Origin of the sequence: Dictyobacter alpinus (assembly GCF_003967575.1) — a bacterium.
GTDB classification, from domain to species: Bacteria; Chloroflexota; Ktedonobacteria; order Ktedonobacterales; family Ktedonobacteraceae; genus Dictyobacter; species Dictyobacter alpinus.
Window position 1 is genome coordinate 2120344 of sequence record NZ_BIFT01000001.1, and the last position, 23732, is coordinate 2144075.

Below are 23732 nucleotides of genomic sequence, written 5' to 3' on the forward strand. Positions count from 1 at the left end.
TCTATAACCGTTTATATTTGACCAGATAATCGACCCGCTCAACTAATCCTACGGTAATACTTACCGCTAACAGGATACCAAACAGTGTAAAGAGGTTCAGGCCAAAACCAAAGGTGAGAAAGATGCCCAGGATTGAGCCGACCAGGACCGCCAGCACGATCATCATCACGCGCGACTGGCTGGTTGAGGTCTGGACACTCTTAATCGAGGCCAGAATGGCTCGATTGGGTCGCTGACAAACGCCAACCGTGGCTCCCAGGGCCGCACAGGCTAGCATCACTATCAACTGGATCCAACCAAGTTGCGCGCGCACAGCTATTTGCCAGATCATCTCTGCCAGACCCACAACCAGCAACGAACTGGTCATGCCGGTCAGAAAACGGTTATAGATATCCTGCGGCCGCCATTTGCGGGTATATTGGAGTACCAGCGAGCCAAGCGCGGCGGTTGGAATGGCAATAAAAAGGGTGAGCAAAAAGATCGGATTCATATTGGACGGTAATGGATGCCAGGGTGCCAGCCAGATATAGCCCAGGCTGGCCGTCATAAATGAACACAGAAATGTCAGGATCAGCGACTGCCAGCGCTGTAGAAGCGGTCCCATCGGCTGGAGATCCCAATCATTCCGATATGGGGTTCCGTACTTCTCTACATCCTTCCCATGACCTTTGAGCACCATGGCGGGAGTTATGATCTGCGTTGCTCCTGCGTCCTCAAGTTCCGCGACATCATCATAATAATCGAGATCATCTTCATCATCATAGTAATCCAGGTCAGCACCATTGGTACGGCCAGGATGGCGCTTGTTGCGCACAATGAAGCCCTGGACCTCCGCTTCGACCTTGACGACAATTTCGGCGCGCGTATCATCATCTAATTGGATAAAGATCATGCCACTATAATGCGTGTGGCGCGTAAGCTGTAAACTATTCACTCGCACATTGATCTCGGTCAGGGGCGCATCAAATACCGTCTGACTCAATTGGATCCAGGTGTCGGATGTATGGATTGTCCCACTGATATCATAGCCAGCGCTATCGCCAATACTCATCTTCAATGGTGCCGAGATGCCTGGATAGACCGTGCCGAAATCCAGGGTACGCGGACTCACCGGCACTGGTGTATGGCCTTTAGGGGTCGAGCGTGTGCGCGTACTACCGCTGATTGGCGTCACGGGTGGCGGCGTATGGTGGCGTATCGTACCATTGCGCCCCTTCGCATCGATGTTGTTCACTGTGCTGTTGGTATTGATAGCTGGTGCTGGATTATAAACCGCCACACCAGTTTTATTCATAAAGACGGACTCGACAAACTGCTCAATCGCATCCATCGGATCCGGTACAGTATGCGCCAGTTCGCTGGCTAGCGTGGACAACTCATCTTCACCCAGGTCCAGCAGCCAGGACTCAATCTCTTTATCCAGGAGATATTCCGCAGCCTCCTCTGGATAGGTCGCGCAGAGCGTTGCCAGTTCTTCAGGGGTCGAAGCCACCTCGCCACTAGCGAAACCAAAGGTACCCACACCGAGTAACGCATGGCGGAACATCTCCACACTCTCATAGCGATCGCTAGGCTTGATGGCCGTGGCCTTCTCAAGCGCACGCGCCACCATCGGAGAAATGCGCGGATTAATCTTACGCACATTCTCCAAGCCAAAGCCCTCATCCGAAAGGGTATTGGTCAAAAGATGAAATACCGTCATGCCCAGCGCATAGATATCTGAGCGCTCATCCGTCTGCGCCTTCCCATATTGCTCTGGTGGAGCATAGCCCGGCGTACCCAATACCTGAGTATCTTGTGCATGTGAAGGGCGAAAAAAACGCGCAATACCAAAATCAATTAGCTTAATCTGTCCATTGCGCGTCAACATAATATTGCCAGGCTTCATATCGCGAAAAATAATCGGAGGTGAGTGGCTATGCAGATAAGCCAATACATCACAGAGCTGACGTGCCCAATCTAACGCCCTGCGCTCAGGGAATGGGCCACCATTGCGCTCTAACAGCTCCTCCAGTGTAAGTCCATCGATATAATCCATCACCAGGAAATAGCGATCATTCTGGGTAAAGACCCCATGGACCGTCGGAAGATTGGGATGATGCAAAGACCACAACATCTTGGCCTCAACCTTAAAGTTGTGGATCGTCTGTTGCTGTTCAGCTGGCGGGATCAACGACAGGCTCATTTCCTTAATCGCATAGAGCTCCCCTTGCTCCTTGAGATCCTTCGCCAGATATACCGCACCCATGCCACCTTTTCCAATCACCTTTTGGATCTGGTAGCGCTTATGAAGAAAGGTGCCTCGGTCCAGATGACCGGTTAGGTTTTTCGATCGGCCGCTGATTGTGCGCCCCCCATCTTTTCTCTGCATCTGTACGGGATATGACATGCTCTACATGCAACCGTGAACGCCGCTCACACGATTGAAAAGAGTGCCCTTCAGTATAGCATACCTCTGTTAGAACCTACTACCTAATAGGAAGGTAGATTACTGACTAGAACATTGAGTCATGTTAAGATCCATTTAGATGTATGCCCATTACTTCTATCACTGTGCCTTCAAAGAATCGTACACATAATTTGACGTAATTCAGTGTCACTATGTAAAACGTACACAACCACAATTTCAGGTAACATTTTGCGAGCCTTATAGTACAAATGTTGCACAAAATATTGACAAGCTCATTATTTCATACCTCTGTTTATAATAACTCTAACAAATGTTCGTAGGAGAGTCAGAGGTAGTATTTTTGTATGACAAGTAGTTTTAGCTTTCGTAGCTGGCAAAAAACGTATCTAGTTCTCGTGCTAAGTTCACTTACCATTGCCACAGGCGGATTGGCAGGCTGCCTCTGGCAGACGCCACGGCACAGCCATGCCGTTGATGCCGTTGTCACTGGAGGTCCTTCCCTATCGGCAACCACGATTGACCATATTTTCGCGCAGATGGGGAGCCCAATGGTCGGCACAGGCACAATCGTAGAGCAAGCCTCACGCAATAGCAACATTGATGATGCCTTCGCCATGGGTGTCTGGTGGGCCGAAACCAACGACGGCATGGCCGGAGTCGGACTTGGAAACCGCAATCCCGGTAGTGTCCGTGGAAGTGCTGGCTATCCATCTGGCTACGACGGCTACACCATGTATCCATCCTATGCCGCAGCCATCATCGACTGGTTTCGCTTAATCAGCAACGGCTACATCATTGGTCGTGGCGTCACCACCGTCTATAGCATCAGCATCCCCTATGTTGGCACCTCAGGAGCCGGCAACTGGGCCTATAAAGTCACCAGCTTGATGGCCAGATACCGTTATCAAGCCCCGCCACCGGCACCAGTGCCAACCGCAACCACCCGGCAACATCCCACATCACAAGCCGGAGTCCGGGTCCGTGCCTATATACCCATCGGCCACGAAAAAGACTGGGAACACCTGATCGCCGAGAAGCGCCGTCAGTTATGGCAGGCAAAGAACGAAGGCAATAGCGCCACCGAAAAGTCAGTCGACGTACCAATCCATCATCGCGCGCACCCGATCCACCAGACAAAGAAGCCACCCACATCCGCAACCCCGCTTCAGCAACAACCCATATTCACCACAGGAACCATCCTGGTCCTCATCGCCATCCTGACACTCACAGGGCTCGCCATCGGACGACGTAAAACAAGGGGAAAGATGGTCACAGCGTTACCAATAGCAGTTGCAACCACATCTTCTATGCACATACAGCCAGAAAAAGCTGAGATACTGTGGCGCTTCACCACCACAGAAGAACTGGCGCCAGTACCAGTCCCACCGACCCCTATACTCGTCAAATTGGGAGCAGTACCGCCAACTCCTTACATAACCACAACCGTCACCGAAAAGCTCCAGCCGCTCATAATCAGCCAGTCAAGCACAAACAACCAGAAAACAACAGAATTAAACTCACGATTCAGCAAAGTGCCAGAAAATTCGCATAGAAAACAGTTGACAAAGTAGCGTCAGCGGTGTATGATACTTCACGTAATCCGAAAGGAAATGCCCTCGTGGCGGAATGGTATACGCAGCAGCTTGAGGGGCTGTGCCGAGAGGCGTGGTGGTTCGAGTCCACTCGAGGGCATCCAATTTAGCATCTCATCCTGAGAACTAAATGATAAACAAGGGCGATTAGCTCAGCTGGTTAGAGCGGCTGCTTTACACGCAGTAGGTCTGGGGTTCGAATCCCTAATCGCCCACCTCTAAGTGCTTCCCAGGCCCATTCATAGCAAGCAGGTACAAATGCTATGAATGGGCTTTTTGGTACTTTAAACCTACTGCGTGTAAAGCAGCCGCTCTACCAAAAGTCAGTGAAGGGCGCTTCTTATTCAGATGGCTTGTTCATGTGTAGACGTGCCAGGCGCTCATTATCTTGCTTCAATCGTGTTTCAGCCTTTTGCAGCAGGTCTGCGATACGTTCCTGGGGCCAGATAACCACGCCATCATCATCGGCAATGACGAGATCACCTTCACGTATTACCTTGCCGCCAATAGAGACTGTACCGCCAACGATGGCAGGTCCATTTTTCTTTGGTGCAATGGGTGTGACACCACGACACCAGACCGGGAAACCCAGCTCACGGATCTCACGGGAATCGCGTACTAACCCGTCAGTAATAAGGCCTGCAATGCCACCGTTCTGTATTTCTAGTGCCATCAAGCCACCCACAGTAGCGGCACGCGAGCTGCTACCACCCGCGACAACAAGGACCGTACCTGGCGCAGGTAGATTCTCTAACACTTTGCGCACAGACAGATTATCATCCTGGCTCATCAGCAGCACATAAGCAGGACCCACAACCAAAGCATTTGCTTGTAGAGGCAGTATGTTGCCGGGAAGAACACCTTCACCTTCACTTGCATCCGATGCCAATGTTGCGTTAAGCCACTCTGGAAATTTTTCCATAAATATTTGTATCTGCCTTTCATCAATTGCTTATTTGCTTGTTCAGTATATCTCCCAGGAGGCAGAAATACAATTTGGTAGTAAAAAACATCATGTCTTGCTTTATCTATCATAAAATAAATCATCAGCCTGAAAATCCTTTGAAGCATATATGCTCACTACCACATCATAAAAAAATTATAGCTATTTTGCCCATACTATTACCAAAAACATCTTGAGCATTTTTGGAATAGAGAGTGATTTCGATAATAATTAACCTACTATTAACATGAACAAGCTCATATACAAGCTCAATATTAAGTAATCATTAGATTATTTATATGTAATCAATAACCATAGAGGTCATCGGATATAGATATTATAGAAGAATGGTCTAGAATAATTATTGTAAATTTAAGCCCATTCTCATAATTGTAGATTAATATATAAGGGTATGTATACAGATATGCATACGTTCTTGAAAGGAGGTTTTTGAATTCAAAGTAACCTGGAGCTCTTAACGTTGTTCCTATTCATCAGAAAAGGAAAAAGTGTTTCACCATGAGTGATATTACACAGAGAGAGTCCCGCGTTGAGTTTGTGTCTATTGCCATTCTGCTACTTGCTCTTGGTACTGCCCTTGCACATTTCTATCTGGCGGCTCAACCAGATGAGGACCTGCGCTTCTGGTTCTTGTTAAATGGCATTGGCTATCTGGGTCTTCTGGGAGCATTCTTCTTACCAGCACTGAAAGCGTATCAGGGGATAACACGCTGGGTGCTGCTCGGCTACACACTCCTCACCATCATTCTCTGGTTGTTCCTGGGAAGTCCAAGTGAGGGATCATTTGATCCGTTCGATGTCTCTGTTAAAGTTATTGAAGTGATCCTTTGCCTCTTGTTGATCCTCCACTGGCGGCAAAATGTCTCACGGCGTACTTAAACAGAGCGCTTCATTTACGTTCGTTCATTCACTCGCCCGCATGGGCTGATCTGTCGAGGGTGCCAGAGTACTATGCAGAGAAAATTCTCTGCATAGTATTTTTTTTGGATCATGCTGCGACGGAAAACTGGCAATAATACAAGTAGTACCTATTTGTCTCTGGCCAGATCGTGTACGAGATTGGTGGCGTTTGGCGATCCCCAACCAGTGAGGAGGTCCCAACCCGGTCCAGCATTATAACCAGGAACACCATAGAGCCCGTTACTTCCTTCGGTAATATCATGGAAGTCGCGGGAGTATGCGTGGCTATCGGCGAGTTTATATAATTTGGGATTCAAGAAGCCGAGCGGACAATGTGCGTACTGGTTGGCGATGGCCGCGATACCAGCCCACTGGGGCGCGCCTTCACTGGTTCCCCCAACATTGTAATAGCCAGCTTTGGCGGCTCCACGGAAGCTAAAGTAGAATAAGACTGATGAGCCTGCATAAGCGTTATAGGCAACGTCAGGCGTGCCGCGATGCCCACCCAGCTGCCGCTGAATAGCACCCGGCAGATGCTGCTTCTGGTAAGCAGGTTCTGGATAGTATTGGCTGATACCACCACCCGTGGCAACATAGGGATCAACATCCCAGGCGACCTCTCCCTGATAACTACCGTCTGTACTGGTCTTCAACTCGGTTCCACCAACGGTCGTGACATATGGTGAGGAGCCAGGAAAGAGGACTGTTGGATAGGGATAGACATTGCCTGTCAGATCATTATTCGCCGTCCCGTAATCGCCCGAGGTCGCGAAAACGGTAACGTGCTGATCGGCGGCTTTTTTGTAGAATGAATTGAAGTCCTCGAATATATGCCTATCGGCGGCGGCAAAAAGATTATTCTCAGCGGTACCCCAACTCTGAGAAATAATCTTGCCAAGATGATTATCAAGAGCATACTGTTCCAATTTCAGGAACTCTGGTAAGCCTTGAATACCCTGTGTCTCATCAACTGGACTGGTGAGTAGCACAATGCTGGCCTCCGGAGCAATGGCGTGGGCCCACTCTACATCCAGTGTTGTCTCTAATGCCCATGCATCATCGTCTGGAACACTATCATCAAAGGTATGGGTTCCCAGGGGGGCCATGATCTTGAAACTGGGAGGATCTGGCAGACCAAAACCGGCATCAAAAGTTTTCAAGTCTTCTTCAATAGTCGGGCTACCATAGGAATCAATAATCACGATCGTCTGGCCTTTGCCAGTATAACCTGCCTTGATCAGTGGCGTGACGTTATAGATGTCCCGCATCTGCTGTGGATTATAACAATCGATATTAAATTGGGACCGACAATACGCGCCACTCGGTGGAATGGGGCCAGCCTGGATAAGCGCCTGACTATGTTGGCTGGAAAGAGCCCCGGTCGAGTGTGCCAGACTCTTTTTAGCTGGCACCAGGGCAACCTCCGAAGTAAAGAGGACGGCGCTCAGAATAAGGGCCACTACCGATACATAGTAGTATGGCCGAACAGATCGTGAATACTCGCTACGTTTCAACTGAAATCCCTTTCAAAAAAGCCGCTTTATCATGGAACGGACTTTTCGACTAAAGCATCTATAAACCTGATTAAGGATATATCAGACTTCCTTCATGATGATATATCCCTATTTAAGATGTCTTACGAAAAGCATAAATAGTTACCATACATCATACTCACTAGCACTATTTAGCTATTTTTATTTTTTTGCTCCTCTATCATGGCTCTGACTTGTGGAGGGAGATTGTCACCTTTTCGAGCCTTGAGTGACAGGATAAAACCATAGGTCACTAAAGTAAACGCCAGTAAAAGCAGGCAGACTCCAAGTATATAGATAAAAATATTTTCAGGTAAGATATGAGCTACCATCGCAATACTCAGTACCGGGAAGGTGAGCAGCAGAAGCGAACCTGAAGCATTCATGAGGGTAGGGCGCTGATACCAGCGTTGTGTGCTACCCAGTTGCCTGTACATGCGTAGAGCTTTTAAATCAAAATAGATCCCTAATATCGATCCTATGATCATAAAAAATATTCCTACGATTATGAGTATGGTCAATACTTGCGCGGAAATATGCATCATTACTTGTCCTCAACTTTTTTTCAGTTTAAGTTTGGTACGCATAATGATGCATATAGGGCTCACGTTATCGTGGTAAGAAGTCGTTATCTGCGTTTTATCGATAATTTATCTGGCCGGTAGCGACTCTTCTCCTTTTTTCGTCTGGTATTCCTGGCGCTTCCTGGCAAGTTCTGAGCGCTCGTATCTGGCGGTGGCATAGCGGTGTTTCAGTTCGCGGACCAGCGTATAGAGTCGATAGACGGTCGGATTATATGGCTTCTCCTGGCTACGCATGGCACAGCGGGCCTGTCCACCAAAGCCGCGCTTAAAGTTGTAGACGCCCCAGTTGGGATCTTTCGGACCCTCGGCTTCGGTTAGCACGGCTGGTATTCCCATGAAGTTATAGTGGGTACAGCCATGCTCACGTCCCCATTGGAGGCTGGTCCATTGTAAGAGATGATTGGGCATCACATTGCGTCCCTGGGATGAGGAGGCGCCATAGCGATACCAGCACCATTGGCCACTACGCATCACGATAATTCCCGCGATGGCCTGCCCTTCATACTCGGCCAGAAATAGCTCCGCCTTCTCACCTTCTTCAAATAGTTTCATCAGATATTCAAAATGATCGACCGCGTGAATGAAAAATTGGTCTCGCTCACTGGTCTCCTGCAAGATGGTATGAAAGATCTGGATATCCTCGGGAGTATGGCCCTGGCGAATTTTTACACCCTTACGCTGCGCCAGTCGCACATTATAGCGCCATTTCTCCTTCATATGGGCCAGTTGCTGCTTCTCATCAGGATAGATATCGAGGACCCATTCTCCACGTCCATGGATGAAGCTGTCGGTAGCCATGAAGCCATGATGCGCAAAAGCTTGTAGCCAGACTGCGTCATGCTGGTCAGCGACCGGATCGATTTTTAGCATAAAAGCATTATATTTGCGGGCCAGGCTATCGACAAAGTGGAGCAGGAATGAGAGGGCTGCTGAGTCAGGATCCGTGATAATCGGTCCACGGGGCACATAAAAATAGCTATTGTTGATTTTCGGGAGACGCATAACCAGTATCAGCATGGCGGCACATAAGTTGTCCTGATCGTCCAGCACCCCACAATACAACGGGATCGACTCGGCACGTCGGGCTAATATCCCCCATTCATAGGTCTGGGTAATGGCACCAAAAGGAGATGTGGCAATAAAATCATTCCATTTTTGCGCATCCGTGATTAAGCATGCTTCCATTCTATTCTCTCTCTTCTTCTGATATGTCGATCAGACTGACTACACGGTTACAACTGGCAAAGGCGAGGTGCTTCGCAGCGCTTGCAGGCTGGCTCAAATCTATTGACCATGCCAATGCATTAGCAATCAGACCTTCAAGCTGGCCAGCTTGATAAGGATGGTTACACACATACAGCGGATCCTCCCGCTGCGGGTTCCAGATATGCAGAACATTGTTGGTGGTACTGGAGGCAATAAGCTTGCTATCTGGCGACCAGGCAATCTGGTCGATCCAGAATTGGGCCGTGTCGTGCTTTGTATAGACAAACTGACATGCGCCTGTCTCTACGTGCCAGAGATGAATATCATCGGCACCAGAGGCGATCCATTGTCCATCTGGCGACCAGGCAAGATTGAGCACCCATTGATCCCCATGGCCTGTATAGCGCAAAAGGATCATGCCTGTCTCGGCATCCCAGATCGAAACAACATTATCGTCGCCGACCGAAGCAAATTTATCCCCATGGGGGGACCAGACAAGGGCATCAATTCCATAGCTACCATCCAGTTGTCTGGTATCGATAGCACGTACACTTGCTTGAGCAGTATGAAGCACAGAAATACTATTATTCTCGTCACCCGCCACTAAAAAATGGTTATCCGGCGACCAGGCAAGGGCACGCACAACAGCTTGCTCTGTATAAGCCAGACGTGTCTCACCACTCAGCGCATCCCAGATAAGAATCTTCCTATCTTCACTGGCCGACGCCACATACCGATGATCCTTAGACCAGGCAAGGGCAGTTATCTCATCCGTATGTTCCTGATAGCGCAAACAAGCTTCAGGCTTCTGCTGACCTTTCAGCTCCCACAACTGGATAGCATATCCAGGTAGAGTGCAAGCGATAGAGAGATGAAAAGACGGCTCCTGATCGGCATAGACAAGCGCGACAAGCGACGAATAATACTGGTCCTGTAACAGCAGCCCACACTCCAACTCAAACGAAGCCGCCCGTAAATGCGCCATATAAGGCTCAGTAGGTAGCACGTTCATACACATCTTCCTTTGCGCTCATGCCAGTATTGGCTACAATCAATTACGTTCATACACGAAAGTACGTATAGAGACTTTCAGAGAACACAGAACTCCTTATGCGATACAATTCATCAATAAAATCGTTATAGCATATCAAACATGACAACTTAATCCAAATAGGCTATCCTCAAACTTTCTTCGCTGGATCCACAAAAAAAGCTTAAGCGCTAGATAGAATAGATAATGGGTATATTCTATCTAGCGCTTAAACTTTTTTTATAGTCTTTAAAGTATGTTCTGGATTATAAAAGAGATTGAATTAGCGACTCTTACGCACACGAATAATGGTGAAAAGAGCAATCGCAATTAAAGCAACAACCCAGATTGGAATGTTAAAAATAGTTTCACCACTAGTGTCATTCATAATGCGTATAAAAGAGACCTTTGATGCTTTCTTAATGACATCCTGTACCATATAATGTAGTTCCTTCCAACGAGTAATGTATTTATTTAATGAGAAAGACATGAACATATAATATGCTTTACATTATAATATGCTTTACGAGTAAAGACTAATTTTAGCGTCTAACAGGGAGTTTTTTCTCATAAATATTTCTTAATGCCAACATATGTATAGGCTCCTGAGTATTAATGGAACCGAAAAACTATGCTAAGGAATTTTCCTCATGATGTGGCTCAGAGGACATGATAAAATGGCTGATAGGGCGCTCACGAGCATCCTATCGGCCAAAAGGAACAATAATGGCTATGCGCTGGTAGTTTATAGCTGAGGTACCTTCTCAAGCCAACTCAACGCAATGTTAACGTAAAGGCACTTGACTTTTCTGGAGCGCTACCCCGATTCCTAAAATTCCAGTCAAGCAACCGTGATGACAGGTGATAAGCCAGCAATCACGACGCTCAAGACGCGCTGGGTCATCTCTTCTGCTGAAACCGTTTGATCTCCCCGGCTCCATTGTGTGGCGGGACCCAGGATCGCCCAACTGATGACCTGCGCCGTGGTTTCTCCTACCTCTTCTTGCAAAGAAACTTCTGATGGAACCTGCTTGAGCCATCTCAAGAGAAGGGTGTACAGTTCTTGTTGAAGCACATTCTCGAAGAGCGGCTCGTACTGCCTATCGCCTGGTTTGAGATAGGAACGAAAGAGCGCAAGCACATCGAACACCGATTGAATCAGTTGACGCAAGGTACTCAATTGCAAGGTGGAGGAGGCAGGAAATTGGCTGGTGAGTCTCTGGTGGTACTTCTGGTGCATCCAGCACTGTAACAATGCATATTTGTCTTCAAAGTGGGCATAAAAGGTAGCACGATTGACCGTAGCACGTTCCGCAACCTCTTTCACCGAAATCGAGTGAAGATTGTGCTGTTCTTCCACTAAGGCGATGAACGCTTGCAGCAACAGCTGACGGGTCCGTTTGACCCGTGGATCACGCAGATTAACAGATGGTGTCATAGTGATTTCTTCCCTCAGTATGCTCTCATATTCCCTATGTGTAAGCAACAGTTTCACCTCTGTGTTGTTTACACGACGCGCCTGCCTGTTTGCTGGTTGTTTTGCACTCAAACACATGGTATTTTTGCTACTGTGTAGTATACACGACACAGTTGTCGAAAGAACAGTAGTAGCGAAGCAAGATGGTTCTCTTCTTTGGAGAGAGGGCTGTTTGCGAAGCTACATGTTTCATGAGCATCGTACAGTTGATAGGAGAAAAAAACATGAGTACCAATCACGAAGAGTTGACTCGGCTAGCCAGGACGCTTAATCCGCAGATTATTGATGAGTTTCGCGCAAATAGAGGCAAGATGAAAAATTTTCCAGGTCCAGAATTTCTCTTGCTTCACACACACGGTGCCAGGAGCAATCAACCACGTACTACTCCATTGCGCTACATCAAAGAGGGCGACACGTACATCCTTATTGCAGCAAATGGTGGTGCCCCCCGCAATCCCGACTGGTACTATAATATTCTCGCTCATCCAAATGATGTCACGATTGAAGTTGAGACCGAGCAATTGAACGTCCGTGCGACCGTTGCGCCACCAGCCGAACGTGACCGTCTCTTCGCAGAAGTCGTAAGACAAGCACCAGACTTCGCTAAGGCTCAAAAAGGAACGTCTCGTACTATGCCAATAGTGCTCTTAGAATGTGTCACTGAGAAGGACTAGAAGACTTGTAATAGATGCACATGGTTTCCATAAGCAATGGAACAAAGCCTGGTAGTCTGTCAGACATCATTTAATAAGAAAGCGGGGATGCAAGGGGCGGCGAGCCCCTTGACTGGGGGATCGGGAGCTGTGCCCCCCTCCCGCCCGCGTAGCGGGCGCACAACCCATGCGCAAAGTGTTAGCGCTAACACAAATTAACAACAAAAAGGCAAGGCATAAATGCCTTGCCAGTGAGGGTCTTTATTGTCATTTTGTAGAAAGTGAATTATTTTGCGATTGCCAGTACTTCAAGGTTAGTCCAGGGCGATACGGGTTTCTCATATGTAAAAGGAAGTTCTGCTACTGCTTGCATGATACGATCAACCATGTCGACAGGAGGCTCAAATTGAGCAAGCTGCTCAAAGAGTTCATCCACATCGGAATCATTATCAAAATCGTTTTCTAGCAAATCCAGTGATATATTCTTCATAAGAACTCCCTCTAAGTTATTCATACATTTGTCTGGTTTTAACACGAATAACATTAGAAAGAAGTTTCAGATTTTCCAAGCTTTCTCAGCAAAGTTTCAGAATTCCTTTAGAATTATTAAGAAACGGCCTCTGCGACCTGTTCTGGTTTCCAGTGTTTAGCCATCGCGGTACGCAGCAACGGGCGAGCACGCTGGAAATATGTTTTGGCGGTTGCCTCTGGCATGTTCAGGGTCTTCCCAATCTCAGAGAAGCTTAACTGGCTGGCATAGCGCAGCAGAACGACAGAGCGGAATTTTGGTGGTAAGGCGTCGATGGCTTCACGTAAAGCGCTTTTCAAATCACTGCGCTCAGCCATTTCGTCTGGTAGCGGCTGTGTATCTGGCATGATATCCAGTGGCGACAGATCGTCGTCATCATGATTTGATTCTAATTCGGAGAAGTGGATGGAGCGCTTGCGACGCAGTTCGTCCAAACAGCGGTTGCGTGCTACCTGGAACAGCCAGGCCTTCAGAGGCTCGCCAGTCCGCAGGGTTGGCATCGAGATGTAGAGTTGCAGAAATACTTGCTGTGATACGTCACAGGCCAGATCATAATCACCCAGCAAGTGGCAAATAAAATTGAAGAGTGGAGTATTGTAGCGTTGCACTAATACTTCAAAGGAAGACTGGTCACCTGCGAGTGTTTGTGTAACTAGCATTCCATCAGTGATTTCAGTATTTTGTGTTTTTTGAACTCGTGTGTGTTCTTTAACTTGCATAATTGACAACCTCACTTTCTTTTGACTCCTATAGCATAATTTTTTCAGGTTGAAATTGCAAGCGTTTTTGGAGCTTATAAGCTCTACCATTGAGCTCTCTAAGCATAATTTTAAAAGATTAAGAGAATCTTGGTACTACCTTAAGATTTTCTAAGCTTCTATTTTTAATCTATTTCTCAGTTATTTCTTATCAAATTTTAAGCTTAGGTATTGTGTATAGGATTAGATTAGAGGATTGTATTTCTTTCTTAGAACACGATCGTGGAGGAGGGTTCTGTTACAGGTTTTTTGGGGAAATTATCCCTGCGTTACCATGTTTGGGATTATGGTTGACGTGATATAGATGTCTTTTATTTGAGGGGTGATGCTTGTGGTTTTCATTTCCAAGGTATGGGGGTTGATAGTACTTAGGCACACGCAGGCACTGAAGTGCCCAACATTTAGTGAGTTGTGCTGAATGGTGCGCGAGGCGCACCATTCAGCACAACTTATTATTGGCGCAACTTATTATTGGTGCAACTTGCTAAATGTGGATAACTATGTGGACAAGTGTTCTATTTTGTGGATAACTTTTATGAAGAAGGACCTTGTTGGCTTGTAATTGCAAGCCAACAAGGTCCTTCTTCATAGGTTTATGGGTTTCTAAGTAGGTGGAGCTATAACCAGGTGTTAGTCTTGTGGGACATCTGGATGTTCAAACTGCTTCTTGGTGCGCTGCTTTTGTTCCTCTTGTTTGGATGCTGCAGATGTTTGAGGCTGGTCATCAGGATAGATGTTTTGGGCCTGAGGACCGCGAGGGTCTGGTTTTCCTTCGCTGTCGTACTGTCCTTGCCCATATTGTCCCTGGTTGCCTTGAGCGCCATAAATTTCTTTTTTATCTGGCTGCTTTTGTTTATCCGGTTGTTTATCGTGTTCTGTCATTACTGACGACCTCCCTCTGTTGCTAAGAACAATCGTGAATACCACTAAAGGGTATTTCAGATGTAAGAAGAGTTTTTCAACTCCTCCTCTTTAAGTCACGCATGAGAGCTCAAAAAAGATACTGAGCAATAAGGTGCCGGAGGCTTTTTTGACGCCTCGCGCCCAATCCATCTCACGTAGGATTTGTAGCCTGGACAGGATCATGTTGAAGCGACCGAACCGTGTGGCGAGGAGACGGCAATGTCCCTGAGCATGACCATGTCGAGATATATTGCGCCTCGCGCCTGCGGCGCTCGCTTTTTATTATAGGTAGGAAAATTGCGTGGCGGTCACGACCGCCACGCAATTTTCCTACCTATATGAATGGTGGTTATAAGGAGTTTTCTCAGGCTTCGAGGACGAAGCGGTGAGGGTTTAGTATTGCTTGTGGATCCCATTGTTTTTTGAGGCGCTGCATGATCTCCAGGCTGGATGGGCGGTAACCCCAGCGGTCGATTTGCTTTTGCCAGGCGGAGGGCTGGGCGATTACGACGACGTAGCCGTTGAGTAGCAGGGCCGGCTGGCGTAAGCGCTCTAGCCATTGTTGGGCTTGCTGAAGATTGTCAGATAAGTGCGCGGCGTAGATAAAGCCGCTGGCAAAATCGACGACATAGGCGTCGTTTTGTAGCAGGGCGGAATGCTCTTCCAGGTAGGCTGGTAGGTCTTTAACTGGTACACCAATGCGTACGAGTAAGGCATCCGCTCCTGCGGCGGCGAGGGTTGAGGTCCAGAGATCGGTCCCGCTGGTGGCGGTGATAGTGATGGGTTCTGGAGCCTGAACACGTTGTAGCACCTGGCGTAACTGGGCCAGTTCAGCTTCTACATCTTCCTGTACCCCTTCAGCAGTATAGGCCAGCAGGTAAGGACTCTGGATATTCTCATAAGACGAGCCACTAAGGAGCACAATGGCCGAGGCTGTCAGAGCCAGTTGCAGCATTTCCTGTCCCCAGCGCAGTCCTGTGCTGAGATCTTCAACAGGATAGAGCAGGGTCTGGCGGCTACGTGGCTGCGCAAAGACTTTCAGGGAGATGTCTGCAAGTAGTCCAAGGGTGCCGTTGGATCCGACAAAGGCTTTGGTGAGATCAAAGCCGGCTACGTTTTTCACGATCGGGCGGCCAGTGCGGATCACGCGTCCATCGGCGAGGGCGACTGTGGCGCAGAGCACGTTATCTCGAATTGCTCCATAGCGCATGCGTAGTGGAGCATTAAGGTTGCTGGCCACCAGGTCTCCGATGGTGGTCTCAGGCCATGGTGAGACGAGCGGAATATACTTGCCACGCTCGGCCAGAAAAGCCTGGATCTCGGCCAGTGGTGTTCCCGCCCCAACGGTTATATACAGGTCCTCGGGTGCATAGACCTGGATACCGTGTAAGGCGGCGGTGCTGATATAAGTGGAGTCCCGTTCTTGCTCTTTAGACAATGGCGCACTAGTAATCGTAACGGCTCGTCCTGCCTGTGAGAGCGCCTGTAGCTGTAGCGCGGCCTCCTCGGCTGTGGTGGGCGTATAGCCAGCTTCAGAGATTTCAGCTACCTCTGGGACCAGTTGGGAAAGCGGCACGTAGCCTGCGTATGGACCAGTTTCATTCTGCGCGGGGAGCGGAAATACTTTCCCTGGATTCAGTAATAGCTGGGGATCAAAGACCTGTTTGATGTCCCACAGGGCGAGCATTTCGGCTGGTCGGTGCATGATAGGCATAAAATCGCGCTTCTCAATGCCAACACCGTGTTCACCGGTAATACTACCTCCCATCGCGACACAGGCTCTGGCCATCTCACGGCCACCGGCATGGATGCGACTAATCAACTCGGCACTATCGGGATCAGGCACCAGGATCAGAGGATGCAGGTTGCCGTCGCCTGCATGGAAGACGTGTCCCATGCGCAGATTAAATTCGTCACCGATACGGTTGGCTTCAGCCAGCATTTCGGCCAGATGGCTGCGGGGCACCGTAATATCCACGGTATATTGGGCTGGAGCCTCACGCGCAATCGCGCCCGCCGCACTTTTGCGGGCCAGCCAGATTTTATAGCGCTCCTCTTCATCGCGAGCGATGCGCATATCCTTGCCGCCATGTTGCTCAAGAATATTGATGACCTCGTCCAATTGCCGGTTCAAACTTTCAGGATAACCATCAAACTCGATGATCAGTACCGCGCCCGCGTCCAGGGGCAGATTAGCATGTGCGAACGGCTCAATAATGCGTACGATGCGCTGATCCATCATCTCCATCGTCGCCGGAACCAATCCACCAGCAATCACGGCCGAGACGGCTGTACCAGCCTGTTCCACCGAATCAAAGATAGCCAACAGGGTTTTGACAGCAGGAGGACGCCGCAATAAGCGTAATGTAAGCGACGTAATCAGGCCTAGCAGGCCCTCGCTACCAGTAATCAGTCCACAGAAATCATACTCAGGATAATCCAGGGCCCGGCCACCAACGTGAATCTGCTGCCCATCGGCCAGTACCACCTGCATACCAGTAACATAATTGGTCGTCACACCATACTTAAAGCAATGGGGGCCACCCGAATTCTCAGCCACATTACCACCCATCGTAGAAGCACGCTGACTCGAAGGGTCCGGCGGAAAATAGAGTCCCATCGTCTGAGCCCGCTCATCCAGGCGCAAGTTGATCAATGCAGGCTCAACCTGAGCACTGCGACCCAGATGATCCAGTTCGCACAAACGATTCATATGCACAAATTCAACAATGATCCCACCACGTGTCGCCACAGCGCCACCGGACAGCCCTGTACCGGCACCACGCGCAACCAGAGGTATCCCATTGTCCGCGGCCCAGCGCATCACCCGCATCACATCTTCAGTCGTACGCGGAAAAACTACGCCCTCAGGCAGTCCTCTATCAAGTCCAGCATCAACTTCGTATGCAATCAAGGAGGCTCTATCAGTAAACACCTGGCCCGGCGGCAGTATCTTCTTCAATGTATGGAGAACACTCTCTTTTAGCATCGCCCCAAACCTTTCTGTCATTGAAAATCATTGTAGTATCAGAGATAGCAGTCCACGCCCACTCTGCGGAAATATATAGCAAGCAAATAGGTGGCTTTGTACAGAGTATAGCATGTTTTATCTCTGGCACCCGCAGAAGAAGATTTTTAATCGATGGGGACTGGGGAGCTAAATTGAATGAAATCACGTTCCGTTGTCGTGGCCTGCACCTTAGGATGGATGACGCCCGGTAAAGTAAAGCAGAATGTACTGCCCTTGCCCGCGATCCCTTCACTCTCCACCCAGATGCGACCATCCATCGCCTCAACAAATTGCTTGCTCAGAAAAAGTCCCAGACCGGAGCCACGTACATTGCCAGAGGTATCACGGCGCAAGCGTACAAATTGTCCGAATAATAATGAGATCTCATCGCGGGGAATACCTGGACCCGCGTCTTTCACGCAAATACAGATCGCCGGGGATGCGTGAAGAGGATGTACAACCATACCATCAAGATGACCACTGATCGAGATAGGCGTGTGTGCAGGGGCGTACTTAAAGGCGTTGGAGAGAAGATTGCGCAAAATCTGACGCAGATATTGTGCGTTTGCCCGGACAACCACATAATCGGGTATATCGACATAAATGTTGTGCTGCTGCACACTTTGAGGATCAAAGCGCTCCAGAACTTCAAAGACGATATCTCGTACCACCAGTTGCTCAACAAATAAAGATTGCCGCTCTTTCTCAATTCCCATAGTATCCAGCACATTGTTGACCAGCAATTGCAGTTCATCACAGCTTTGCATGGCATGCTGTAAAAATGTTGTGCGCATGTTCGTCTCTAACTGATCGCCATGCTCAAGTAGCAGTTCCAGATAACCATAGATAGCCGTCAATGGAGTGCGTAGTTCGTGATTTACATTTTGTAGGAACTGATCTTTAATCTCATTCAGCCGATGCTGCTCTTCACGGTAGTTCTCTAATTGATCCGCTACATCCTCCGCATAATAAGACACATCCAGGTAGCCAATCACCAACAAACCAAAAGTTATCAGGACACATGCATTGATCGTAGACGCAATCAGGGAACCATTAGAGGGAAGAAGATTCTGGGTATGCATGTAGTTGAACAACCAGGAGAAGACCGCCAGTAAAAACAGACAGAGGTATAATCCTGCATAGCGGAACATCCAGGACGCAAGGATAACTGGAACCACAAAAAGGACAGGATTATGATCAAGCCAGGGTGTATAAACCACTAGGAATAACGAGATAAACACCGACAAAATTGCCAGGCTTATCTGGGTCACAATAGTTTGTTCAAGTAGGAAACGAGCTACAGCATTTAAATAACGCACGCTCTCCTCCCCTTCGTCGCGTCAGAGTCGGTGCACACTCTCTTAGAATTTTTCATTGCCATGTATTAAAAAAGACACGTGTTTGCTTTAAAGTGTTCTGAATTTGTTCATTATCTTCAATTTATTTTACCATGTGAACACCAAAAATTGATACAAATCAATCTTTTAGGCTATCGCATATATATAAGTTCAAGAGACTCCTGAACAGAGTCTCTTGAAGCAGATTATGTATTGATTCGTTTAAAGCATTGTTATGCATTACGGTGGGGAAGCATAGCGGTAAAGGTACCGGCAACTTTGAGGTCTCCGTTTTGATCTTTCGCTTGCACCTTGCCAGCAATATAGCCATTCCCATCGGTCTCATATTTTTCAGTGATGGTTCCACTGCAGGTAATCACGTCATCCAGATGGGTCATACCTTTAAAACGCACCCCAAACTTGCGCAGGCTGGCTGGACCAACATAATCGCTGAGCATCTGACCCACAAAGCCCATAATTAGCATGCCATGGGCGATAATTCCGCCCGTGCCAATCTCTTCCCCTACCTTTGGATCGGTATGCAATGGATTAAAATCTCCCGAGGCACCGGAATAGCGCACCAATTGTTGCTGTTTAACTGGAGCCTTTACTAATTGTGGAATCTCCTCACCAACTTCAACATCCTCAAAATAGCGTCCCGCTGGAATATTGGCATGTGTCGTCATGTCGTATTCTCTCCTTATACACTAAAAACAATCGCATAGACCACCCACACAATTGCAGGAATATGGTAGAAATTTCAAAGCACTAGTAGTCTGTCAGACATCATGTGATGGCAAAGCGGGGATGCAAGGGGCGGCGAGCCCCTTGACTGGGGGATCGGGGGCTGTGCCCCCGGCATCTCCCCCCCTCCCGCCCGCGTAGCGGGCGAACAACCGATCAAACGAAGTTTGACAAAGTATTAGGCCGCTACTTCACGCACAATAAACATCGTCCTGGCACTCAGGACATGCTGGTCATGTTGATTAGTATAACGGGTCTCAGTCGTCAAAATATCCATCGAGGAGCCATCTTTACCGCGACGACTCTTCCCATCAACAATAGTCGTAATCCCGGTCAATGTATCATTGGCAGCAATGGGAGCTATATACTCATATTCCTCTTCACCATGCAGGATCCGCATCACATTAATGCCCACACTGGCCAATTCTTCCCAGAGATGGGTATTGCCCCAAAAAGTAAAAATAGTGGGTACCGTTGGCGGCAACGGAAGATCTGTATAGCCAGCCGCGCGAGCCGCCGCCAGATCATGATAGATAGGATTCTCATCGCCGATTGCCAGCGCCAATTCATGAATTTTCGTGCGCTCAATCGTCATCGTAAAAGCGGGAAAACTATGCCCGATCTTATCTTTATCAAACATCTACAGCTCCTTTTATACATCATGAATACATCATGGTCCATTCATCAAAAGGCATCTTGCGCCCTCAGTATCAACCTTGCCCATCAGGTATGTCAAGATTGATACCAAAGAAATTCTTCCTACTATCTTCTGTATTTAAGCCTGTGATATAATTGCCTACATCACACCCCTCACAAGGGCTTATAGTGAGAGGAGCAAGGTGAAGCACCCAAAGACGGTCGCTTTGTCTAAAAGCATATGTTTCGTAAGATTTTAATTGCAAACCGTGGTGAAATAGCCTTACGCGTCATTCGCGCCTGTCGCGAAATGGGGATCCGTAGTGTCATTGCCCACTCCGAAGCTGACCGCGACTCACTCCCAGTTCAAATGGCTGATGAGCGCATTTGTATCGGTCCAGGAGCGAGTGGGAAAAGCTATTTAAATATTCCAAATATTATTAGCGCTGCCTTTATCTCCAATGCTGAAGCTATTCATCCGGGCTATGGTTTCCTTTCAGAGAATACTAGCTTTGCGCAGATCTGTAAGGATGTAAATATCACATTTATCGGTCCTTCGGCCGATGTGATGTCAATCATGGGTGACAAGGTTTCTGCTCGTCAGGCCATGGTTGAAGCAGGATTACCAACTCTTCCAGGCACACCTGTCTTGCGCACACTGGCTGAGGCGAAAGACGCTGCCAATGAGATTGGCTTTCCTTTAATGTTGAAGGCGGTTGCTGGCGGCGGCGGTCGTGGCATTCGCTTAATTAATCATCCCGACGAATTTGAGCGTACTTTTACGGTCGCCCAAAATGAGGTCCGTGAAGCCTTCCGCGACGATGGCATCTATCTTGAGCGCTATCTAGCCAAGGCCCGCCATATCGAAATTCAGGTATTAGTAGATAACTATGGTCACGGCATTCATCTGGGTGAACGTAACTGTTCATGTCAGCGCCGTAACCAGAAGGTTGTTGAGGAATCTCCTACACCCATTTTGCCACGCGAATTATGTGATGAAATGGGCGCACGGGCCGTACGTGCCGTTGAGCAGGTCGGTTATCGTAATGCAGGCACCCTTGAATTCCTGGTGGATGAACAGAACCGCTACTATTTCATGGAAATGAATACACGTCTCCAGGTTGAACATCCCGTTACTGAGATGGTCACCAGCCTGGACCTGGTCAAGGAGCAGTTCCGTATTGCTTCAGGTGAGCCTATGCGCTTACGCCAGGAAGATATTCAACTCCGTGGCCATTCAATCGAGTGTCGTATTACAGCCGAAGATGCGGACAAGGATTTCCGACCACAAACTGGCGTTATTGAGAAATATTTGCCACCCGGCGGTCCTGGTGTACGTGTCGATAGCCATCTCTATGCTGGTTATGAAGTGCCACCACACTATGATTCTCTCCTCGCCAAACTGGTTGTTTGGGCGGAGGATCGGGATCAAGCCATTGCACGTATGCAGCGTGCCCTGGAAGAGTTTGTTATCGAAGGCATTACTACAACCATACCGTTCCATCAACGCTTATTAAAGCACGAAGGCTTTATTAGTGGGGATACCTATACGCGCTTCATTCAAGAACATGCGGGTGCATTAGGTATCAAGTAAAGCGTCTTCGGGTTCTGTGACATGGAACAGAGACAACAGGCATCGCTGTATGATGCTTTCTAGATAAACGGGAGGTGACTTTATGTCTCGCGTAGTTGTAACCGGATTGGGACTGGTTACCTCGTTGGGCAATGATCTGGCGTCGTCATGGGAGGCTCTGGTTCAGGGTAAATCTGGTATCGGGGAGATTACTGCCTATGATACCAGCAAGCACCGGGTCCATTTTGGTGGTGAGATCAAAAACTTTGATGCCGCCCAATATATGGATCGTAAGGAACTGCGGCGCAATGATCCTTATGAGCAGCTGGCAATTGCTACAACTAAACAGGCGCTGGCCCACGCAAAATTAGAGATCACAAGTGATTTTGCCGACGATGTTGGTGTCTATATTGGTAGCGGCATCGGTGGTCTGGTAACCTTACATGATCAGTTTAAGGTGCTGCACGAGAAGGGGCCAGATCGCATCAGTCCTTTCTTCATCAATATGATGATCATCGATGGCGCACCTGGCATTGTCTCGATCATGACGGGTGCCAAAGGTCCTAACTGGGCAGCGGTCTCGGCCTGCGCGACCAGCGGCAACACCATTGGTGAGGCCTGGGAGACCATTCGGCGTGGGGATGCACGCGTAATGATCGCGGGTGGATCTGAGAAGGCGATTACGCCAATCGCGATGGCAGCCTTTGATAATATGCATGCCTTATCACGCCATAACGAAAACTATCAGGAAGCCAGTCGTCCATTTGATGCTGAGCGCGATGGTTTTGTGATGGGCGAGGGCTCGGCCATCCTTATTTTAGAGGACCTGGAATTCGCCAAAGCGCGTGGGGCCACCATTCTGGCCGAACTGGTTGGTTATGGTAGTACTGGCGACGCCAGCCACGTGACTGCGCCAGCTCCCGGCGGTGAAGGTCTTGTTCGTGCCATGCGCCGCGCCTTACAAAAGGCTGGCCTCACACCTGAGCAAGTTGACTACATCAATGCTCACGGCACAGGTACCGAATTCAACGATAGTACAGAGACCCAGGCCATCAAAACGCTGTTTGGTGAACACGCTTATCGTGTCGCCATTAGCTCCACCAAATCCATGACCGGTCACACACTGGGTGCAGCGGGAGCCGTCGAGGCGGTAATCTCCATTCAATCCATTCTGAATGGCGTTATCCCCCCAACCATCAACCTGCATCATCCAGATCCAGCCTGTGACCTTGATTATGTGCCAAACGAAGCACGACATGCGACCGTCAACATCGCCATGTCGAACTCAATGGGCTTCGGTGGTCATAATACCAGCCTGGTCTTCAAGCGTTACGAAGAGTAAGTGCACATGGATAGAGATAAAAAAGCATCGTGGTTGGAGCGCATCGAAGAGATCGCAGCCGTACTTGAGGGCAGCACCGTTGGTGAGTTAGCCTTAACTGAAGAAGGAACAGAAATCACCATCCGCCGGAGTCCGGGGAAGGTATTGATGGATGCACCTATTTCAGGTCCGATAGCCACTGGAGCTGCGGCCCCACAAGCTGCGGCCCCTCGCGCACCCAAGGTTGACAAGTCAGTGGCGATTAACGCGCCCCTGACCGGCGTCTACTACTCTGCCGCCTCGCCAACCACACCGGACTTTGTAAACATCGGGGATACGATCCATGTTGGCCAGGTTGTCGCATTGATTGAAGCCATGAAAGTCTTTAATGAGATCAATGCCGAAATCTCTGGTCGCGTAGTCGCTTTGCCCGCCACCAGTGGTGCAGTGGTCCAAAAAGGCGATCCTCTGGTAAAGATCGAGCCTTTATAAATTACTGCTGTACCACCACAAAGAGAAGCACCCGTCTTGAGGTCTCGCCTCAAGACGGGTGCTTCTCTTTGTGATTGCCGG

Annotated in this window: 21 protein-coding genes and 2 tRNA genes; 8 read left to right on the forward strand and 15 right to left on the reverse strand. The window is 48.7% G+C overall.

Translation table 11 applies throughout. The annotated features are described in order from the left end of the window. Position 1: 1 nt before the first annotated feature. The gene (locus EL633_RS08355) at positions 2 to 2389 is read right to left on the reverse strand and encodes a serine/threonine protein kinase (protein WP_126626747.1); all 2388 of its coding nucleotides are present in this window, start codon (positions 2387 to 2389) and stop codon (positions 2 to 4) included. Positions 2390 to 2754: 365 nt separating this feature from the next. On the opposite strand from EL633_RS08355, the gene EL633_RS08360 reads away from it, so the two are divergent. The 3 genes from EL633_RS08360 (at position 2755) to EL633_RS08370 (ending at position 4217) form a co-directional block, all read left to right on the forward strand. Continuing rightward, the gene (locus EL633_RS08360) at positions 2755 to 3981 is read left to right on the forward strand and encodes a glucosaminidase domain-containing protein (protein ID WP_126626748.1); all 1227 of its coding nucleotides are present in this window, start codon (positions 2755 to 2757) and stop codon (positions 3979 to 3981) included. A gap of 41 nt (positions 3982 to 4022) precedes the next feature. Next, positions 4023 to 4102 (forward strand) — tRNA-Leu (locus EL633_RS08365). 41 nt (positions 4103 to 4143) lie between these two features. Further along, a tRNA-Val gene (locus EL633_RS08370) sits at positions 4144 to 4217 on the forward strand. Positions 4218 to 4342: 125 nt separating this feature from the next. On the opposite strand, the gene EL633_RS08375 is transcribed toward EL633_RS08370, so the two are convergent. Then, positions 4343 to 4924 (reverse strand): RraA family protein, encoded by a 582-nt coding sequence (locus EL633_RS08375; protein ID WP_126626749.1) that lies wholly within the window; start codon positions 4922 to 4924, stop codon positions 4343 to 4345. A gap of 540 nt (positions 4925 to 5464) precedes the next feature. Here EL633_RS08375 and EL633_RS08380 point away from each other — a divergent pair. Next, positions 5465 to 5845 (forward strand): hypothetical protein, encoded by a 381-nt coding sequence (locus EL633_RS08380; protein ID WP_126626750.1) that lies wholly within the window; start codon positions 5465 to 5467, stop codon positions 5843 to 5845. A gap of 149 nt (positions 5846 to 5994) precedes the next feature. Here the strand turns inward: EL633_RS08380 and EL633_RS08385 are convergent, their stop codons facing one another. The 6 genes from EL633_RS08385 to EL633_RS08405 form a co-directional block, all read right to left on the reverse strand. Next, complete coding sequence (locus EL633_RS08385) at positions 5995 to 7380, reverse strand: S53 family peptidase (protein ID WP_126626751.1); 1386 nt, start codon at positions 7378 to 7380, stop codon at positions 5995 to 5997. Between the two features lie 170 nt (positions 7381 to 7550). Further along, positions 7551 to 7943: a hypothetical protein gene (locus EL633_RS08390; protein WP_126626752.1), complete on the reverse strand. Its 393-nt coding sequence runs from the start codon at positions 7941 to 7943 to the stop codon at positions 7551 to 7553. A 105-nt stretch (positions 7944 to 8048) separates the two neighbouring features. Continuing rightward, complete coding sequence (locus tag EL633_RS08395; RefSeq protein ID WP_126626753.1) at positions 8049 to 9167, reverse strand: lipid II:glycine glycyltransferase FemX; 1119 nt, start codon at positions 9165 to 9167, stop codon at positions 8049 to 8051. Position 9168: 1 nt separating this feature from the next. Beyond that, positions 9169 to 10200 (reverse strand): WD40 repeat domain-containing protein, encoded by a 1032-nt coding sequence (locus EL633_RS08400; protein WP_161982035.1) that lies wholly within the window; start codon positions 10198 to 10200, stop codon positions 9169 to 9171. A 301-nt stretch (positions 10201 to 10501) separates the two neighbouring features. After that, positions 10502 to 10657 carry a hypothetical protein gene (locus EL633_RS36510; RefSeq protein ID WP_161982036.1) on the reverse strand — a complete coding sequence of 52 codons (156 nt, stop codon included), beginning with the start codon at positions 10655 to 10657 and terminating at the stop codon, positions 10502 to 10504. 402 nt (positions 10658 to 11059) lie between these two features. After that, on the reverse strand, positions 11060 to 11656 hold the full coding sequence (locus EL633_RS08405; protein WP_161982037.1) for a TetR/AcrR family transcriptional regulator: 597 nt from the start codon (positions 11654 to 11656) through the stop codon (positions 11060 to 11062). Between the two features lie 263 nt (positions 11657 to 11919). Between EL633_RS08405 and EL633_RS08410 the strand changes: the two genes are divergently transcribed. Continuing rightward, positions 11920 to 12369, forward strand: coding sequence for a nitroreductase family deazaflavin-dependent oxidoreductase (locus EL633_RS08410; RefSeq protein ID WP_126626756.1), 450 nt, complete (start codon positions 11920 to 11922; stop codon positions 12367 to 12369). A 265-nt stretch (positions 12370 to 12634) separates the two neighbouring features. On the opposite strand, the gene EL633_RS08415 is transcribed toward EL633_RS08410, so the two are convergent. From EL633_RS08415 to EL633_RS08445, 7 genes are all read right to left on the reverse strand, one after another. Then, complete coding sequence (locus EL633_RS08415; RefSeq protein WP_126626757.1) at positions 12635 to 12838, reverse strand: hypothetical protein; 204 nt, start codon at positions 12836 to 12838, stop codon at positions 12635 to 12637. Positions 12839 to 12954: 116 nt separating this feature from the next. Further along, the gene (locus tag EL633_RS08420) at positions 12955 to 13596 is read right to left on the reverse strand and encodes an RNA polymerase sigma factor (protein WP_126626758.1); all 642 of its coding nucleotides are present in this window, start codon (positions 13594 to 13596) and stop codon (positions 12955 to 12957) included. 669 nt (positions 13597 to 14265) lie between these two features. Continuing rightward, positions 14266 to 14517 carry a hypothetical protein gene (locus EL633_RS08425; RefSeq protein WP_126626759.1) on the reverse strand — a complete coding sequence of 84 codons (252 nt, stop codon included), beginning with the start codon at positions 14515 to 14517 and terminating at the stop codon, positions 14266 to 14268. 385 nt (positions 14518 to 14902) lie between these two features. Beyond that, the gene (locus EL633_RS08430; protein ID WP_126626760.1) at positions 14903 to 17527 is read right to left on the reverse strand and encodes an FAD-binding oxidoreductase; all 2625 of its coding nucleotides are present in this window, start codon (positions 17525 to 17527) and stop codon (positions 14903 to 14905) included. A gap of 146 nt (positions 17528 to 17673) precedes the next feature. Then, positions 17674 to 18867 carry a sensor histidine kinase gene (locus EL633_RS08435; protein ID WP_126626761.1) on the reverse strand — a complete coding sequence of 398 codons (1194 nt, stop codon included), beginning with the start codon at positions 18865 to 18867 and terminating at the stop codon, positions 17674 to 17676. Positions 18868 to 19118: 251 nt separating this feature from the next. Then, the gene (locus EL633_RS08440; protein WP_126626762.1) at positions 19119 to 19571 is read right to left on the reverse strand and encodes a MaoC/PaaZ C-terminal domain-containing protein; all 453 of its coding nucleotides are present in this window, start codon (positions 19569 to 19571) and stop codon (positions 19119 to 19121) included. Between the two features lie 236 nt (positions 19572 to 19807). Beyond that, positions 19808 to 20269: an FAS1-like dehydratase domain-containing protein gene (locus tag EL633_RS08445; protein WP_126626763.1), complete on the reverse strand. Its 462-nt coding sequence runs from the start codon at positions 20267 to 20269 to the stop codon at positions 19808 to 19810. Positions 20270 to 20506: 237 nt separating this feature from the next. Between EL633_RS08445 and accC the strand changes: the two genes are divergently transcribed. The 3 genes from accC (at position 20507) to EL633_RS08460 (ending at position 23651) form a co-directional block, all read left to right on the forward strand. Then, positions 20507 to 21859: an acetyl-CoA carboxylase biotin carboxylase subunit gene (gene accC / locus EL633_RS08450; protein ID WP_126626764.1), complete on the forward strand. Its 1353-nt coding sequence runs from the start codon at positions 20507 to 20509 to the stop codon at positions 21857 to 21859. A gap of 82 nt (positions 21860 to 21941) precedes the next feature. After that, positions 21942 to 23180 (forward strand): beta-ketoacyl-ACP synthase II, encoded by a 1239-nt coding sequence (gene fabF / locus EL633_RS08455; protein WP_126626765.1) that lies wholly within the window; start codon positions 21942 to 21944, stop codon positions 23178 to 23180. 6 nt (positions 23181 to 23186) lie between these two features. Next, positions 23187 to 23651, forward strand: a complete 465-nt coding sequence (locus tag EL633_RS08460; RefSeq protein WP_126626766.1) for an acetyl-CoA carboxylase biotin carboxyl carrier protein — start codon at positions 23187 to 23189, stop codon at positions 23649 to 23651. Positions 23652 to 23732: the final 81 nt, after the last annotated feature.

Bases quoted from the DNA above. Each gene is read 5' to 3' on its own strand.
- EL633_RS08440 (WP_126626762.1), bottom strand. From the start codon at position 19,571: ATGACGACACATGCCAATATTCCAGCGGGACGCTATTTTGAGGATGTT.
- EL633_RS08380 (WP_126626750.1), top strand. From the start codon at position 5,465: ATGAGTGATATTACACAGAGAGAGTCCCGCGTTGAGTTTGTGTCTATT.
- EL633_RS08445 (WP_126626763.1), bottom strand. From the start codon at position 20,269: ATGTTTGATAAAGATAAGATCGGGCATAGTTTTCCCGCTTTTACGATG.
- EL633_RS08355 (WP_126626747.1), bottom strand. From the start codon at position 2,389: ATGTCATATCCCGTACAGATGCAGAGAAAAGATGGGGGGCGCACAATC.
- EL633_RS08415 (WP_126626757.1), bottom strand. From the start codon at position 12,838: ATGAAGAATATATCACTGGATTTGCTAGAAAACGATTTTGATAATGAT.
- EL633_RS08395 (WP_126626753.1), bottom strand. From the start codon at position 9,167: ATGGAAGCATGCTTAATCACGGATGCGCAAAAATGGAATGATTTTATT.
- EL633_RS08390 (WP_126626752.1), bottom strand. From the start codon at position 7,943: ATGATGCATATTTCCGCGCAAGTATTGACCATACTCATAATCGTAGGA.
- accC (WP_126626764.1), top strand. From the start codon at position 20,507: ATGTTTCGTAAGATTTTAATTGCAAACCGTGGTGAAATAGCCTTACGC.
- EL633_RS08375 (WP_126626749.1), bottom strand. From the start codon at position 4,924: ATGGAAAAATTTCCAGAGTGGCTTAACGCAACATTGGCATCGGATGCA.
- EL633_RS08420 (WP_126626758.1), bottom strand. From the start codon at position 13,596: ATGCAAGTTAAAGAACACACACGAGTTCAAAAAACACAAAATACTGAA.
- EL633_RS08360 (WP_126626748.1), top strand. From the start codon at position 2,755: ATGACAAGTAGTTTTAGCTTTCGTAGCTGGCAAAAAACGTATCTAGTT.
- fabF (WP_126626765.1), top strand. From the start codon at position 21,942: ATGTCTCGCGTAGTTGTAACCGGATTGGGACTGGTTACCTCGTTGGGC.
- EL633_RS08460 (WP_126626766.1), top strand. From the start codon at position 23,187: ATGGATAGAGATAAAAAAGCATCGTGGTTGGAGCGCATCGAAGAGATC.
- EL633_RS36510 (WP_161982036.1), bottom strand. From the start codon at position 10,657: ATGGTACAGGATGTCATTAAGAAAGCATCAAAGGTCTCTTTTATACGC.
- EL633_RS08425 (WP_126626759.1), bottom strand. From the start codon at position 14,517: ATGACAGAACACGATAAACAACCGGATAAACAAAAGCAGCCAGATAAA.
- EL633_RS08400 (WP_161982035.1), bottom strand. From the start codon at position 10,200: ATGAACGTGCTACCTACTGAGCCTTATATGGCGCATTTACGGGCGGCT.
- EL633_RS08430 (WP_126626760.1), bottom strand. From the start codon at position 17,527: ATGCTAAAAGAGAGTGTTCTCCATACATTGAAGAAGATACTGCCGCCG.
- EL633_RS08410 (WP_126626756.1), top strand. From the start codon at position 11,920: ATGAGTACCAATCACGAAGAGTTGACTCGGCTAGCCAGGACGCTTAAT.
- EL633_RS08405 (WP_161982037.1), bottom strand. From the start codon at position 11,656: ATGACACCATCTGTTAATCTGCGTGATCCACGGGTCAAACGGACCCGT.